General features: G+C 66.0%; 19 protein-coding genes. 14 read left to right on the plus strand and 5 right to left on the minus strand.

Annotated features, from left to right (window positions below):
- Nucleotides 1-73 precede the first annotated feature (73 nt).
- The 3 genes from hisD to P1U75_RS08625 are packed head-to-tail and all read left to right on the plus strand — an operon-like array spanning nucleotide 74 to nucleotide 3,086.
- Nucleotides 74-1,381: a histidinol dehydrogenase gene (gene hisD, locus P1U75_RS08615; protein ID WP_300242093.1), complete on the plus strand. Its 1,308-nt coding sequence runs from the start codon at nucleotides 74-76 to the stop codon at nucleotides 1,379-1,381.
- Nucleotides 1,382-1,384: 3 nt separating this feature from the next.
- A complete protein-coding gene (locus P1U75_RS08620) occupies nucleotides 1,385-2,395 on the plus strand; it encodes a D-cysteine desulfhydrase (protein ID WP_300242096.1) in 1,011 nt (336 codons plus the stop codon).
- A gap of 13 nt (nucleotides 2,396-2,408) precedes the next feature.
- Entirely contained in the window at nucleotides 2,409-3,086 is a 678-nt protein-coding gene (locus P1U75_RS08625; protein WP_300242098.1) for an amino acid racemase, read from the plus strand.
- A 66-nt stretch (nucleotides 3,087-3,152) separates the two neighbouring features.
- Here the strand turns inward: P1U75_RS08625 and P1U75_RS08630 are convergent, their stop codons facing one another.
- Nucleotides 3,153-3,461 (minus strand): hypothetical protein, encoded by a 309-nt coding sequence (locus tag P1U75_RS08630; protein ID WP_300242099.1) that lies wholly within the window; start codon nucleotides 3,459-3,461, stop codon nucleotides 3,153-3,155.
- Nucleotides 3,462-3,811: 350 nt separating this feature from the next.
- Between P1U75_RS08630 and lepA the strand changes: the two genes are divergently transcribed.
- Nucleotides 3,812-5,611 (plus strand): translation elongation factor 4, encoded by a 1,800-nt coding sequence (lepA, locus tag P1U75_RS08635; protein ID WP_300242101.1) that lies wholly within the window; start codon nucleotides 3,812-3,814, stop codon nucleotides 5,609-5,611.
- 400 nt (nucleotides 5,612-6,011) lie between these two features.
- Nucleotides 6,012-6,521, plus strand: coding sequence for an alkylphosphonate utilization protein (locus tag P1U75_RS08640; protein ID WP_300242103.1), 510 nt, complete (start codon nucleotides 6,012-6,014; stop codon nucleotides 6,519-6,521).
- Nucleotides 6,522-6,570: 49 nt separating this feature from the next.
- Here the strand turns inward: P1U75_RS08640 and P1U75_RS08645 are convergent, their stop codons facing one another.
- A complete protein-coding gene (locus tag P1U75_RS08645) occupies nucleotides 6,571-6,708 on the minus strand; it encodes an entericidin A/B family lipoprotein (RefSeq protein WP_300242105.1) in 138 nt (45 codons plus the stop codon).
- Nucleotides 6,709-7,016: 308 nt separating this feature from the next.
- Here P1U75_RS08645 and P1U75_RS08650 point away from each other — a divergent pair, with 308 nt between their 5' ends.
- From P1U75_RS08650 to P1U75_RS08660, 3 genes are all read left to right on the plus strand, one after another.
- The gene (locus P1U75_RS08650; RefSeq protein WP_300242107.1) at nucleotides 7,017-7,460 is read left to right on the plus strand and encodes a DsrE family protein; all 444 of its coding nucleotides are present in this window, start codon (nucleotides 7,017-7,019) and stop codon (nucleotides 7,458-7,460) included.
- A 126-nt stretch (nucleotides 7,461-7,586) separates the two neighbouring features.
- Entirely contained in the window at nucleotides 7,587-8,069 is a 483-nt protein-coding gene (locus tag P1U75_RS08655; RefSeq protein ID WP_300242109.1) for a cytochrome b/b6 domain-containing protein, read from the plus strand.
- Between the two features lie 204 nt (nucleotides 8,070-8,273).
- Nucleotides 8,274-8,456, plus strand: a complete 183-nt coding sequence (locus P1U75_RS08660) for a CTP synthetase (protein ID WP_300242111.1) — start codon at nucleotides 8,274-8,276, stop codon at nucleotides 8,454-8,456.
- Nucleotides 8,457-8,497: 41 nt separating this feature from the next.
- On the opposite strand, the gene P1U75_RS08665 is transcribed toward P1U75_RS08660, so the two are convergent.
- From P1U75_RS08665 to P1U75_RS08675, 3 genes are all read right to left on the minus strand, one after another.
- On the minus strand, nucleotides 8,498-9,556 hold the full coding sequence (locus P1U75_RS08665; protein ID WP_300242113.1) for a YeeE/YedE family protein: 1,059 nt from the start codon (nucleotides 9,554-9,556) through the stop codon (nucleotides 8,498-8,500).
- 76 nt (nucleotides 9,557-9,632) lie between these two features.
- Nucleotides 9,633-9,968 (minus strand): metalloregulator ArsR/SmtB family transcription factor, encoded by a 336-nt coding sequence (locus P1U75_RS08670; protein ID WP_300242115.1) that lies wholly within the window; start codon nucleotides 9,966-9,968, stop codon nucleotides 9,633-9,635.
- A gap of 92 nt (nucleotides 9,969-10,060) precedes the next feature.
- Nucleotides 10,061-10,396: a hypothetical protein gene (locus tag P1U75_RS08675; RefSeq protein WP_300242117.1), complete on the minus strand. Its 336-nt coding sequence runs from the start codon at nucleotides 10,394-10,396 to the stop codon at nucleotides 10,061-10,063.
- A gap of 149 nt (nucleotides 10,397-10,545) precedes the next feature.
- On the opposite strand from P1U75_RS08675, the gene P1U75_RS08680 reads away from it, so the two are divergent.
- The 6 genes from P1U75_RS08680 to soxA all read left to right on the plus strand — a co-directional run bounded on the left by P1U75_RS08680 (nucleotide 10,546) and on the right by soxA (nucleotide 14,318).
- Nucleotides 10,546-11,283 (plus strand): cytochrome c biogenesis protein CcdA, encoded by a 738-nt coding sequence (locus P1U75_RS08680; protein ID WP_300242119.1) that lies wholly within the window; start codon nucleotides 10,546-10,548, stop codon nucleotides 11,281-11,283.
- 41 nt (nucleotides 11,284-11,324) lie between these two features.
- Nucleotides 11,325-11,903, plus strand: coding sequence for a thioredoxin family protein (locus P1U75_RS08685; RefSeq protein ID WP_300242121.1), 579 nt, complete (start codon nucleotides 11,325-11,327; stop codon nucleotides 11,901-11,903).
- A 182-nt stretch (nucleotides 11,904-12,085) separates the two neighbouring features.
- Nucleotides 12,086-12,559: a sulfur oxidation c-type cytochrome SoxX gene (gene soxX, locus P1U75_RS08690; protein WP_300242123.1), complete on the plus strand. Its 474-nt coding sequence runs from the start codon at nucleotides 12,086-12,088 to the stop codon at nucleotides 12,557-12,559.
- Nucleotides 12,560-12,609: 50 nt separating this feature from the next.
- Nucleotides 12,610-13,026 (plus strand): thiosulfate oxidation carrier protein SoxY, encoded by a 417-nt coding sequence (gene soxY / locus P1U75_RS08695; protein WP_300242125.1) that lies wholly within the window; start codon nucleotides 12,610-12,612, stop codon nucleotides 13,024-13,026.
- A gap of 42 nt (nucleotides 13,027-13,068) precedes the next feature.
- On the plus strand, nucleotides 13,069-13,398 hold the full coding sequence (gene soxZ / locus P1U75_RS08700) for a thiosulfate oxidation carrier complex protein SoxZ (protein ID WP_300242127.1): 330 nt from the start codon (nucleotides 13,069-13,071) through the stop codon (nucleotides 13,396-13,398).
- Nucleotides 13,399-13,466: 68 nt separating this feature from the next.
- Nucleotides 13,467-14,318, plus strand: coding sequence for a sulfur oxidation c-type cytochrome SoxA (soxA, locus tag P1U75_RS08705; protein WP_300242129.1), 852 nt, complete (start codon nucleotides 13,467-13,469; stop codon nucleotides 14,316-14,318).
- Nucleotides 14,319-14,360: the final 42 nt, after the last annotated feature.

Consider the following 14,360-nt stretch of genomic DNA (forward strand, 5'->3'; position numbering starts at 1 on the left):
TCCCCGTCAGTTTTGCCTTTTGTGAATATACCCTTCCCCTGGGTCAAGCCCTACAATCCGCGAGGTGCCCGAAATGACCGTTGAGGTTCTGAAATCCGCCCGCCCCATCCCCGCCCAGCAGGGCGGCGATCTGTCCGATACCGTGCGCATCATGCTGGCCCGGCTGGCGACCGGCGGCGAAGAGGCCGCGCGCGACTATGCCCGCCGGCTCGATGGCTGGGACGGGCCGGTTGCGGTGCCGCCCGCCACCATCCGCACCGCCGCCGCCCAGGTGCCCGCCGATCTGAAACAGGCGATCGGCTACGCGCATGAGAACATCCGCCGCTTTGCCGAGGCGCAGCGCGCCTCGGCGCTGGATTTCCAGATGGAACTGCGCCCCGGCCTCACAGTCGGCCAGCGCCAGATCCCGGTCAACGCCGCCGGCTGTTACGTGCCCGGCGGGCGCTATGCCCATATCGCCTCGGCCCTGATGTCGATCGCCACCGCCCGCGCCGCCGGCGTGCCCCATATCACCGCCTGCTCGCCGCCGCGCGGGGGCGCCGGGATCCCGCCCGCGCTGCTCTATGTCATGGCGCTGGCCGGGGCCGACCGCATCCTTGTTCTGGGCGGGGTGCAGGGTGTCGCGGCGATGGCGCAGGGCCTGTTCGGCACGCCGCCGGCCGACATTCTCGTCGGCCCCGGCAACGCCTTTGTCGCCGAGGCCAAGCGCCAGCTGTTCGGTCCGGTCGGCATCGACATGGTCGCCGGTCCCACCGATCTCATGCTGCTGGCCGACGCCTCCGCCGACCCGCTGACGGTCGCCTGGGATCTCGCCGCGCAGGCCGAGCACGGGGCGACCTCTCCGGTCTGGTTCGCCACCGATCATCGCCCCCTGGCCGAGGCGGTGCTGCGCCTGGTGCCGCACTGCCTGGCCGAATTGCCCGAGCCCAACGCCAGCGCCGGGCGCACCGCCTGGGACGAGCTGGGCGAGGTGAAGCTCTGCGACAGCCGCGAGGAGATGGCGGCGCTGGCCGATACCTATGCGCCCGAACACCTGCACGTGCAGGCCCGCGACCCCGACTGGTGGCGCGCGCGCCTCACCGCCTTTGGCTCGCGGTTCCTCGGGGTCGAAACGACCGTGGCCTTCGGTGACAAGGCCGCCGGACCCAACCACGTGCTGCCCACCGGCCGCGCCGCCCGCTATACCGGCGGCCTCAGCGTGCACAAGTTCCTGAAAACCGTCACCTGGCAGCGGGTCGGCGATCCGGCGCTGCCGGAACTGGCCCGCGCCACCGCCACCATCAGCCGCGCCGAGGGGATGGAGGGCCACGCCCGCAGCGCCGACATCCGGCTTGCCAATTCCCGCCCGCCGGTCAAACTTGCCGCAAACCACGAAGGATAAGACATGAACCTTGCCAAGTTTCCCCGCACCCGGCTTGCCCATCTGCCGACCCCGCTGGAACCGCTGCCGCGCCTGAGCGCGGCGCTCGGCGGGCCGGAAATCTGGATCAAGCGCGACGATTGCACCGGCCTGTCCACCGGCGGCAACAAGACCCGCAAGCTGGAATTCCTGATGGCCGAGGCACAGGCGCAGGGCGCCGACATCGTGCTGACGCAGGGCGCGACCCAGTCCAACCACGCCCGCCAGACGGCGGCGGCGGCGGCGAAACTGGGCCTCGATTGCCATATCCTGCTGGAGGACCGCACCGGTTATAACCACGAGAACTACAAGTACAACGGCAACGTTCTGCTCGACGTGCTGCACGGCGCCTCCATCGAGCATCGCGGCCCCGGCCTCGACATGAACGCCGAGATGGAGGCGGTGGCGGACACCTTCCGCGCCGAGGGGCGCAATGCCTATACCATCCCCGGTGGCGGCTCCAACCCCACCGGCGCGCTGGGCTATGTCAACTGCGCGCTGGAAATGCTGGGCCAGTTCGTCGATCTGGGCCTGAATGTGGACCACATCGTCCATGCCACCGGCAGCGCCGGCACCCAGGCCGGGCTGATCGCAGGCCTCAGCGCGATGAACGCCAACATCCCGCTGCTCGGCATCGGCGTGCGCGCGCCGAAGGACAAGCAGGAGGAAAATGTCTATAACCTCGCCGTCCGCACCGCCGAGAAACTCGGCTGCCCCGGTGTGGTCGCCCGCGCCGACGTGGTCGCCAATTGCGATTATGTGGGCGAGGGCTATGGCCTGCCCGCCGAAAGCACGCTGGAGGCGATCGACCTCTTTGCCCGGACCGAGGCGATCCTGCTCGACCCGGTCTACTCCGCCAAGGGTGCCGCCGGGCTGATCGACCTGATCCGCAAGGGGCATTTCAAGAAGGGCGAAAAGGTGGTCTTCCTGCACACCGGCGGCGCCATCGGGCTGACCGGCTACACCCACGTCTTCGACGTGGCCGGGCGGGCGTGAGGCAGTCGCGCCGATGATCCCCATCGGCATCCTCGGCGGCATGGGGCCGGAGGCCACGATCCTCCTGATGCAAAAGGTCCTCGCCGCGGTCCCGGCCCGCGATGATGCCGATCATGTGCCGCTGATCGTACATCAGAACCCGCAGGTGCCCAGCCGGATCAAGGCGCTGATCGAGGGGCAGGGGGCCGATCCGGCCCCGGTTCTGCAACGCATGGCGCGCGATCTGCAGGCCGCCGGCGCCCGCGCGCTGGCGATGCCCTGCAACACCGCGCATCACTACGCCCCCGCGATCCGCGCCGCCTGCGGGCTGCCCTTTCTCGACATGGTGGAGCTGACCGCCGCCCGTCTCGCCGATGAGGGTGCGCAGCGCGTCGGCCTGCTGGCCTCGCCGGCGGTGCGTCTCACCGGCGTGTTCGATGCTGCCTTCGCCGCCCGTGGCCTCACCGCCCACTACCCGGCGGACGACGCGCCGATCCTCACGCTGATCCGCGCGGTGAAATCCGGCGACACGACAGGCGCCCCGGCCCTGACCGAGGCCGCCCGCGCGCTGCTGGACGCGGGCTGCGACCGGGCACTGATCGCCTGCACCGAGTTGTCGTTGCTCACCCCTGGCCTTCCCGATGGCCTGCCTTGGACCGACAGCCTGGATTGCCTGGTGAACGAAGTGGTGCGGGTGGCCCGGGCGGGGTAGGGGGCGCTCCGCCGCACCGCGTGCTTTCCTGGTCTCCCCCGCGCAGGCGGGGGACTCAAGGCGCCTTTACCGGCACACCTTCGCGGCGCGCTCGCCAAAGGCCTTGTAGCGTTTCCAGAGCTCCGCGTCGCTGCGGCTGTCCGATTGGCGCACTTCCTGCGCCTGGTGCGGGTCGCCGAACCAGCGCGCCACCTTGCGCCGCTCCATCGCGTTCAGGCTGCGGTCGGCCACCTTCTGGATGCAACGGCACAGCGACGGCGCGGCCTTTCGGTTCGATTGCATGCAGGCGCGTTCGATCACGCCCGCAGCGCCCGGCGCCGGTACGGCCCATGTCAGCGTTGCGGCTGTGGCCGTGATGGTGAGCAGATGTTTCATTGCCGTCCCCGATTCAAAACAAACCCGGGCGCCACCCGGCCCGGGTTGCGCCCTACTATGTCTCACTCTCTGCCGGGGGGCAATCTTCCGCGCCGAAGGCCCGCCACCGGCGCGCACCCTCGCCGAAAAGGGGCAGGGCCAAGACCCTGCCCCATCTCGGGAGGTATGTCGCTGCACCGGAACACCGGGTCAGTCACTGCTCTTGCCTCGTCCCGCGTCTGTTGCGCGGTTGTTTCGATAATGGAAACACTACCCATTGATTGTGGCAAAAATGAGGAAGGCGCACCGCCCTCCCCACCCCCGCGCGTGGCCGCTTGACGGGGTTGGTTTTCCCATACATATCGCTCTGCATGACCGATCTCGCCCATATCCGCAATTTCTCCATCGTCGCCCATATCGACCACGGGAAATCCACGCTCGCCGACCGCCTGATCCAGGAGACCGGAACGGTGCAGGACCGCGACATGAAAGAGCAGTTGCTCGACGCCATGGATATCGAGCGCGAACGCGGCATCACCATCAAGGCCAATACCGTGCGCCTTGAATACACCGCCGACGACGGCGAGACCTATGTGCTCAACCTGATCGACACCCCCGGTCACGTCGACTTCGCCTATGAGGTCTCCCGCTCCATGCGCGCGGTCGAGGGCTCGCTGCTGGTGGTCGACTCCACCCAGGGGGTCGAGGCGCAGACGCTCGCCAATGTCTACCAGGCGATCGACGCGGACCACGAGATCGTGCCGGTGTTCAACAAGATCGACCTGCCGGCCTCCGACGTCAGCCGCGTCGCCGAACAGGTCGAGGACGTCATCGGCATCGACGCCTCGGGCGCCATCGCGGTTTCGGCCAAGACCGGCCAGGGCATCCACGAGGTGCTGGAATCCATCGTCCACCACCTGCCGGCGCCCAAGGGCAGCCGCGACGCGCCCCTGAAGGCGATGCTGGTGGATTCCTGGTACGACGCCTATCTCGGCGTGATCGTGCTGGTGCGGATCATGGACGGGGTGCTGAAAAAGGGCGAACGCATCAAGATGATGCAGAACGGCTCGATCCACCATGTCGACCGCATCGGCGTGTTCTGTCCGCAGATGCAGGCGGTCGATGAGCTGGGCCCGGGCGAAATCGGCTTTCTCACCGCCTCGATCAAGCAGGTTCGCGACACCCGCGTCGGCGACACCATCACCCATGAGAAACGCGGCTGCGACAAACCGCTGCCGGGCTTCAAACCCTCGGTCCCGGTGGTGTTCTGCGGCCTCTTCCCGGTGGATTCGGCCGAGTTCGAGGACCTGCGCGACGCGATCGAGAAACTGGCGCTGAACGACGCCTCCTTCTCCTATGAAATGGAAACCTCCGCCGCGCTCGGCTTCGGCTTTCGCTGCGGCTTCCTCGGGCTGCTGCACCTCGAGGTGATCCGCGACCGGATCGAACGCGAATACGATATCGACCTGATCACCACCGCCCCCTCGGTGGTCTATCACGTCTACATGCGCGACGGGACGATGCGCGAGCTGCACAACCCCGCCGACATGCCCGACCTGACCCATGTGGAGCATATCGAGGAGCCGCGGATCAAGGCCACCATCCTGGTGCCCGACGAGTTTCTCGGCGACGTGCTGAAACTCTGCCAGGACCGCCGCGGCATCCAGGAGGAGCTGACCTATGCCGGCACCCGCGCCATGGTGGTCTATGATCTGCCGCTGAACGAGGTTGTGTTCGACTTCTACGACCGGCTGAAATCGGTGACCAAGGGCTATGCGTCCTTTGACTACCACCTGACCGGCTACCGGCAGGACAACCTGGTCAAGATGTCGATCCTGGTCAATGACGAGCCGGTGGACGCGCTGTCGATGATGGTGCACCGCGACCGCGCCGAAACCCGCGGCCGGGCGATGGTGGAAAAGCTCAAGGACCTGATCCCGCGCCACATGTTCAAGATCCCGATCCAGGCCGCCATCGGCGGCAAGGTAATCGCGCGCGAGACGCTGAGCGCGATGCGCAAGGACGTGACCGCCAAATGCTACGGCGGCGACGCCACCCGCAAGCGCAAGTTGCTGGACAAGCAGAAGGCGGGGAAAAAGAAGATGCGCCAGTTCGGCAAGGTCGACATCCCGCAAGAGGCGTTCATTTCGGCCCTGAAAATGGACAGCTGAAGGCTGGCCATTTTCCGGGCCAGTGGGCGACAGCGGTTGGCAAAGCCAACGAGCGGACCCACACCGTCGCCAGCCAAGCCAAACGCTCCCCAAAGCCCTCGTAGGGCGGGCTTCAGCCCGCCACGCGACGCCCCCCCTTGTCACCCCCGCGATAGCGGGGGCCTCCCGACGCGCGCCCCCCCACATGAGATCCCCGCCTGCGCGGGGATGACAGTTTCCCCAGGGAGGCGCGCGACCCTATGCGCAGAAATCTCCCGTAGGGTGGGCATTTTGCCCACCACCCCCGTCGGGCCGGGTCCAACGGTGGGCAAGATTGCCACCCAACCCCACCCCACCCCCTTCCCATCCCCGCTCTCACCCCCTATAGCGCTCCAGACACAACCTATCCGGAGCCCCCGCCATGCCCTGCGCCCTCTGTTCCGCCGACGCGCCCCTCACCGCCTATGCCGTCACCGGCGGCCCGGCGGATGCCACGGCCGATCTCTGCGAGACCTGCATTTCCCAGATCGAGGGCGAGCCGGAGCCGAACCACTGGCGCTGTCTCTCGTCGTCGATGTGGTCCGAGGATACCGCGACCCAGGTGCTGGCCGCGCGAATGCTCAAGCGCCTGTCGGATCACGACTGGGCGCGCGATCTCTCCGATCAGCTCTGGCTCGATGACGACGCCCGCGCCTGGGCCGAGAACGTGCCGCAGGAAACCGGGCACAAGGACAGCAACGGCGTCCCGCTGGCGCAGGGCGATACCGTGGTGCTGATCAAGGATCTGCCGGTCAAGGGCGGCGGCTTCACCGCCAAGCGCGGCACGGCGGTGCGCGGCATCTCGCTGGTGCAGGACAACCCGGCCCATATCGAGGGCCGCGTCGAGGGCCAGCGCATCGTCATCCTGACCGAGTTCGTCAAGAAACGCTGAACCCACAGGGCAGGGCGAGGGCCGCAGAACGGCCCCCGGACCGGGAGGGTCAGAGTTTCTTCTGAACGTCCTCGGCGACCTCCTCGATGGCGTCACCCGCCTTTTTCAGGTCGCGCCCGGCGCCCTTGGTGGTCTCGCAGGCGGCCAGTGCCAGCAGGGCAAGGCCGAACACAAACACTCGCGTCATCGCATTTCTCCATCTGCTCGCTCGATACGCGATATAGGCCCGCCCCGCGCCCGGCGGCAAGGCCCATGCGCGGCCCGCCGCCCGTCGCGTGCCCTGTCACCCCGCGCCCCTGTCACCCCCGGCGAAAGCGGGGGCCTCCCGAGACGGAGGGAACGCAGGGGAAATCCCCGCCTGTGTGGGGATGACAGCAGGGGGATGACAGCGCGTGGATCACCCCGCCGCACCGCCCGCATTCACATATTCATAATAGACTATCCGTGCGCGTCATTTTGTCCTATCCTCCCTGTCACCGACTAGGGAGGAAACAAATGAAAAACCTGATCGCCGCCGCCGCATTCGCGACCGGCATGACGTTCGCCGCCGGCGCCGCCTGGGCCGAGGGGCAAACCCACCATATCGTCTTTCACGTCGACGAGAACGACCCGCATGTGATGAACATGACGCTCAACAACGTTGCCAACGTCACCAGCTACTACGCGGCACAGGGCGATACGGTCGTGGCCGAGGTGGTCGCCTATGGCCCCGGGCTCAACATGTTCGTCGTCGGCAAAAGCCCGGTCGCCGACCGCATCTCGGCGATGAGCCTGGAGATGGAGGGGCTCACCTTCGCCGCCTGTGGCAACACCCACCGCAAGATGAGCGAGAAGGCCGGCCATGATGTCGCCCTGCTTGACGAGGCCGGGATCGTGCCCTCCGGCGTGGTCCGCATCGTCGAGTTGCAGCAGCAGGGCTACGCCTACGTCCGGCCCTGAGCCGTCCCGCATGACCCGGGGCGCGACATCTGCGCGCGCGCCCCGATTCTCGCGCGATTTTCGACGGACCCCGCGCGCGGGGGCGTGTAACCTGGCGTTGTAAATCCCAAACTGCCAGAGGTTTCCATGCCCAGCCATTATTCCCGCGCCCAGATCGCCCTGCACTGGGGCATCTTCCTGCTGATCGCCCTGCAATACCTGTTCCACGAATGGATCACCGAGGCCTGGGACAGCCTGCGCGAGACCGGCGATTTCTCTTTTTCGCCGCTGATCGCGGGCCATGTGTTCGGCGGTCTGCTGATCCTGGCGCTGGTGGTCTGGCGCATCGTGCTGCGGCTGACCCGGGGCGCGCCGCCGCTGCCCGAGGAGGAACCCGCGCCGCTGAAACGCGCTGCTGCCGCCACCCATATCGGCCTTTACGCGCTGATGGTACTGATGCCGGTCTCCGGCGCTTTGGCGTGGTTCGGCGGCATCGGCCCGGCGGCCGGGGCGCACGGGGTGATGCGGATCCTGCTGCTGGCGCTGGTGGCGTTGCACATCGCCGGCGCGCTCTATCAGCAATTCGTGCTCAAGACCGACATCATGTCCCGGATGAAGCGCGCCGGGTGAGGGCGGGAGCCTGGTTAACCAATCTGTAACCCGGCTTACCGGCCCGTTTTCCCTTACTGTACGAAACGGGCCGAAAACTCCCCAATCCGGCCCTTCGGGGGAAGGCGGGGGCGGGGCAAAACGTACAAAACGCCCGCCGGACTCCCCGATCCGGGCTGACCTGGATCAAGGCAGCGCACGCCCGCGCGGCCTAATCCGGCGGGCATGAGTCCCCTTGTCCTGATCCTGCATCTCTTCATCGGCGCCACCCTCGCCGGGGTCGGCATCGTCGTTGTGCTGGTTTCCGGCTGGGGCGGGGCAGGGGCGCTGACCGCTTCGGTGGTGGCCGGTTTCGTGCTGGCCTTCCCCGTCGCCCGCGCCGTGGCTCGGGCAATGGGGTGTGAATAAGTTCTTGATATAATAAGTAAAACAGACCCGGAGGCGCAGGTCTACTCAGCCGGGTTGAAGCCCTCGATCAACTGGCGTAGCCCAAAGGCGGCACCGGCGAAGATCGCCAGCGAGGTGACCGGAGCGCTGATCGCCAGCAGCGAAAACGCCGACATGCCCTGGCCCACCGTGCAGCCCATCGCGATCACCGCGCCCGCGCCCATCACCCCCGCACCGATGATCTGACGCCGCAACTCACGCGGATCCTCACAAGCCTCCCAACGGAAATGCCCCTTGATCAGCGAGCCGATGAAGGCGCCCAGCCAGATGCCGCCGACCGAGCCCACCGCGAAGGAGACCGGGCGCAGGCTGCCGCTCATGGCCCAAAGAATGGATTCGCCCACGGGGGCGGAAAAACTGTGCGAGACCACCGGTAGCGCGCCGAAGCCGTGAGTGGCCACATATTGCGTGCCACCCCAGCCCGAGACGATGGCCACCCCCACCATGGCCGACCAGAACAGCGCCCGGGTGTCGCGGCGCAGCGCCGGGGCCCAGAGCGCGGCGATGACGATCGCGAGCCCCACGACGATGCCGATGACATGCAGCGGCAGCCCGGTCAGCGCGGCGGCGTGGTGGGCCAGCCCGGGCGGCGTTTCGGTGGTGACATCGACCTGCCGGAAAAAGAAGTTGCGCAGCGGCGCCAGCGGGCCGGCCAGCACCACATAGGTGGAGACCCCCATCACCAGCACGATCACGAAGGAGCGCAGATCACCGCCGCCCAGCCGGGCGATGGCGCCATAGCCGCAGTTGCCGGCCAGGGCCATGCCATAGCCGAACATCAGCCCGCCGACGATCGAGGCCATCGGCATCCAGCGGATCGAGAGATAGAAGCTGCGGCTTTCGTCCAGAAGCCCGGCGCCGATCAGCGCAAAGCTGCCGGTGACCGCGACGCCGACCGCCAGCGCCCACATCCGCAGCCGGGTGTCGCTGCCGCCGTATAGCGCGTCTTCGATCGCGCCCAGCGTACAAAACCGGCCCAGCCGTGCGGCCAGGCCCATCAGGATACCCCCGAAGACCCCGACCAGGGCAACCGCCTGGCTTTCGGTCAGCCATTCCGGCATGTGGTTCCTCCCCATGGCGCTGTCAGCGCCGGGTGCAGCTTGTTGGAAAACGGCGCCTCCCGCAAGGGGGGCAGGATCAGCCGGCGTCGCAGAACAGGTCGTAGACCACTTCCAGGAGGCGGCGCGGCTTGTCGTCGGCCAGCCGGTAAAAGATCGCCTTGCCCTCGCGCCGGGGGACAACCAGCCCTTCAAGGCGCAGCCGCGACAGCTGTTGCGAAACCGCCGCCTGGCGTGCCGACAAAAGCTCTTCCAGCTCGGTCACCGATTTCTCGCCGGTGACCAGGTGGCACAGGATCATCATCCGCCCCTCGTGGCTTATCGCCTTGAGGAAGTTGGATGCGTCGGTGGCGTTCTCGACGATCTTGTCCAGCTCTTCTTCCGACATGTCGGTGGAGAATTGCGGAAGCGCCATGGTTTCTGTCCTCGTGTCTGTCGCGGTCAAGGCCTTTACAGCCTGTTCGCCGTGTTGTCAGCCGTGCCGCCGGGGCACGGATCATTTTTTCGTTATCCGTTGCCCTCCGTCCCCGCCGGGGCGAAATCGGTATGATCGGTCAGCATCTGATTCAGGATCGGCCAGAAGAAATCTTCGCCGGGGTAGCCCTCCATGCGGGTAATCTCCCGGCCCGCTTCGACCAGAAGGAAGGTCGGCGTAAAGGTGACGCGGCGCGAAACCTCGAGATCTTCGGGCATCTTGCGCAGGTCCACCCGGCGCAGCGGCGCGAATCGGCCCTCGTCTGTCTTGGGATAGGCCGGGGCGATTTCCTCGTTCCAGCGGGCGCACCAGGCGCAGCCGACCTGTTCGACCATGACCAGTTCGACCGCGAGCGCGGGCCCGGCCATCAACAAGGCCGCGAGAACTCCGCCAAAAACCTTCGCACGAAACATAGCGCCCCCATTGACCCCGCATCGTTGAACAAGATAATTTGAATATGTGAATTTTACAAGCCGAAGCCCGGCACGCATCGGGCGCGGCCCTGGGAGGGGGCATAATGCTGGAAATTTCCCTGTTCGGCGCGCTGGCGGCCGGATTGCTGAGCTTTTTCACGCCCTGCATCCTGCCGATGGTCCCCTTTTACCTGTCCTACATGGGGGGGCTCAGCATGGCCGAGTTGCGCGGCGATGGCCAGATCGCGCCGGGGGCGCAAAAGCGGCTGATCGCCTCGGCGGTGTTCTTTGCCCTGGGGGTGACCACGATCTTCATGCTGCTGGGCATGGGGGCCACCGCGCTGGGCTCCATGTTCGGGCAATACCTCGATACGCTGGCCTATGTCGCGGCGGCGATCCTTCTGGTGTTCGGGCTGCATTTCCTTGGCGTGGTCCGGGTGCCGCTGCTCTATCGCGAGGCGCGGATGGAAAGCAGCGCCGAGGCCAGCACGATTCTTGGCGCCTACCTGATGGGGCTGGCCTTCGGATTCGGCTGGACCCCCTGCGTCGGCCCGGCGCTGGCCTCGATCCTGATGATCGCCAGCGGCATGGGCGACATCTGGCGCGGCGCACTTTTGCTGTTCGTCTACGGGGCGGGGATGACAGCCCCCTTCATCGTGGCGGCGTTTTTTGCGCGGCCCTTCCTGGCCTGGGTTCAGCGGCACCGCGCCGCCTTTGGCTGGGTCGAAAAAGGCATGGGGGCAATGCTGATCGTCTTTGCTATCCTGATCGCCACGGGGGGTGTGAATCTGATCGCTGACGCGATGATTCGATGGTTCCCTGGCTTTGCCAGCGTCGGCTGATGCCCCGGGTACTGATCTCAACGAGTGGAGGAGGACTGAGAATGAGACACTTTCTTGCGGCGCTGGCCGCGGTTCTGCTGGCGCTTCCCGTCGCGGCGGCCGAACTGGGCGACGATGGCCTGCACAAGGCGGACTGGTTGCGCGACACCTTCAAGGACCTGCGCGAGGATTTCGCCGAGGCCGAAGCCGAGGGCAAGCGCCTGCTGGTGATCGTCGAGCAACGCGGCTGCATCTATTGCCGCGACATGCACGAGAACACCTTTCCCGATCCGCGTATCCAGAAACTGCTGCGCGAGACCTATTTCCCGGTTCAGCTGAACCTGCATGGCGACACCGAGATCGTCGACACCGACGGCGAGGTATTGTCGGAAAAGGCCGCGGCGCGGAAATGGAACGTGCTGTTCACCCCGACGATGATCTTCTTTCCCCCGGAACTGGACAAGAGCAAGCCGGCGACGGCGCAGGCGGTTTCGATCATGCCGGGTGCCTTCGGGCCGGGGACGACCTTCGACATGCTGACCTGGGTCGCCGAGGAGCGCTACCTTGACCAGTCGGAGGAGGATTTCCAGCGCTACCACGCGCGCATGATTCGGGAACGCGCGGACGGGAATACGGAATGATCCGGTGCGCCGGTGGTGCACGGGGCGAAATTTTGTAAGGTTTCCGGGGGTGGCGGGGATATTTTCAAATAATTCATAATCGTGAATTTGTTGTTGCGACCCCGCCTCCGGTAGCCTACGGTATGCAGACAGAAAAACGACAGATGACCGCGCCTGTCTGCGCGGCAGCGACGGGAGGAACCATGAAACTTACTTATCTGACAGTGGCCGCGACCTTGGTTGCCGGCTCGGCCTTCGCGGCCGAGGTCGGCCCGAAAGAGGTCAAGTATAACGACGACACCGCGATCGAGATGTCCCTGACCGGCGTGGCTGGCGACCCGGAAAAGGGTGCCGTGATCATGGCCACCAAGTCGAAGGGCAACTGCGTCGCCTGCCATGAGATCTCCGCGCTGAGCGCGGCCTTCCAGGGGAATGTCGGGCCGATGCTCGACGGTGCCGGGGATCGCTGGAGCGTGGGAGAGCTGCGCGGTCTGGTGGTGAATGCCAAGATGATGTTCGAGGGCTCCGTGATGCCGTCCTTCTATCAGGTCGATGGCTTCACCCGTCCGGGCAACGCCTATACCGGCAAGGCCGGACAAGAGCCGCTGGCCCCGCTGTTGTCGGCACAGGAAATCGAAGACGTTGTCGCGTTTCTGGCAACGCTGAAAGACGAATGACACACCGCCCGGGCCGCCCCGGGCGCTGCGAAACGTAAAGGAGAGAGCAAATGGAGTTCACACGTCGCGATACCCTGGCCATGGGCCTGGGCGCTGCGGTTCTGAGCATGGTTCCGTTCCGCGCATCTGCCGCTGTGGATGCCGCGGTCGAAGCCTTCACCGGCGGTGCGGCGATGGCCGATACCGGAATCGACCTGACCGCGCCGGAGATTGCCGAGAACGGCAACACGGTTCCGATCGAGGTCAGCGCGCCGGGTGCCACCGCGATCATGGTCCTGGCGGCCGGCAACCCGACCCCGGGTGTGGCCACCTTCAACTTCGGTCCGCTGGCCGGCAGCCAGAGCGCCTCGACCCGCATCCGCCTGGCCGGAACGCAGGACGTGGTCGCCATCGCCAAGATGGCCGACGGCAGCTTTGCCCGCGCGTCCTCGACCGTCAAAGTCACCATCGGGGGCTGCGGCGGCTGATCGCCGCGCAGTCATCCATCCCGAGACAAGGAGAACCTGAATATGGCATCTGGTGTTAAGCCCCGCGTCAAAGCCCCGAAAAGCGCCGACGCCGGCGAAGTGGTCACGATCAAGACCCTGATCAGCCACAAGATGGAAAGCGGTCAGCGCAAGGACAGCGACGGCAACGTCATTCCGCGGTCGATCATCAACCGCTTCACCTGTGACTTCAACGGGCAGAACGTGATCGACGTTGAACTGTTTCCCGCGATCTCGACCAACCCGTATTTCGAATTCGAGGCCACCATCCCCGAAGCCGGTGACATGAAGTTCACCTGGTACGACGACGACGGATCGGTCTACGAAGAGACCAAAACGGTCGCGGTCGGCTAACTATAACAAGAACCGCCCCCTGTCCCCGCTGATGCCGGGGGCGGGGTGATCCATAGGGAGGATGTTTCATGAAATTCAAGGCACTGACAGTTGCGGCCCTGACGGTTGCAATGCCCGTGATGGCGCTGGCCGGTCCGGACGACGACAAGCTTGTGATCAATGGCGAGATCGAGATCGTCACCAAGGCGGCGGCCCCGGCGCATATGGAGGAAACCGGCATCGACACGGTGATGTCGGGCTGGCATTTCCGCGCCGACGAGACCCAGGCGCTGGAAATGGACGATTTCGACAACCCGGGAATGATCTTCGTCGATCAGGCGATCGACGCCTGGAACATGGCCGAGGGCAGCGAAGGTAAATCTTGCGCAAGCTGCCATGACGATCCGTCCAGCATGGCGGGCGTTCGCGCGGTTTATCCCAAGTGGAACGAGGCCGCTGGCGAAGTGCGCACGCTCGCGATGCAGGTCAATGACTGTCGCGTGAACAAGATGGGCGCAGACAAGTGGAAGTACGCCGGCGGCGACATGGCATCGATGGAGGCGCTGATCAGCGTCCAGTCGCGCGGCATGCCGGTGAACGTGGCGACCGACGGTCCGGTCAAGGCGGTTTGGGAGCAGGGCAAGGAGCTCTACTACACCCGCACCGGCCAGCTCGACCTTTCCTGCGCGTCCTGCCATGAGCAGAACTACGGCAACATGATCCGCGCCGACCACCTCAGCCAGGGCCAGATCAACGGGTTTCCGACGTACCGCCTGAAGAACGCCAAGCTGAACACCGTGCACGCGCGCTTCAAGGGCTGTATTCGTGATACCCGCGCCGAGACCTACAGCCCGGGCTCGGCCGAGTTCGTGGCGCTTGAGCTCTATGTCGCCAGCCGCGGCAACGGCCTCTCGGTCGAAGGACCCTCGGTCCGCAACTGAATCAACCCGACCCCGCGCAGCGAAATTTCGCCGCGCGGGGTC

Origin of the sequence: Antarcticimicrobium sp. (assembly GCF_029212575.1) — a bacterium.
Classification (GTDB): Bacteria; Pseudomonadota; Alphaproteobacteria; order Rhodobacterales; family Rhodobacteraceae; genus Antarcticimicrobium.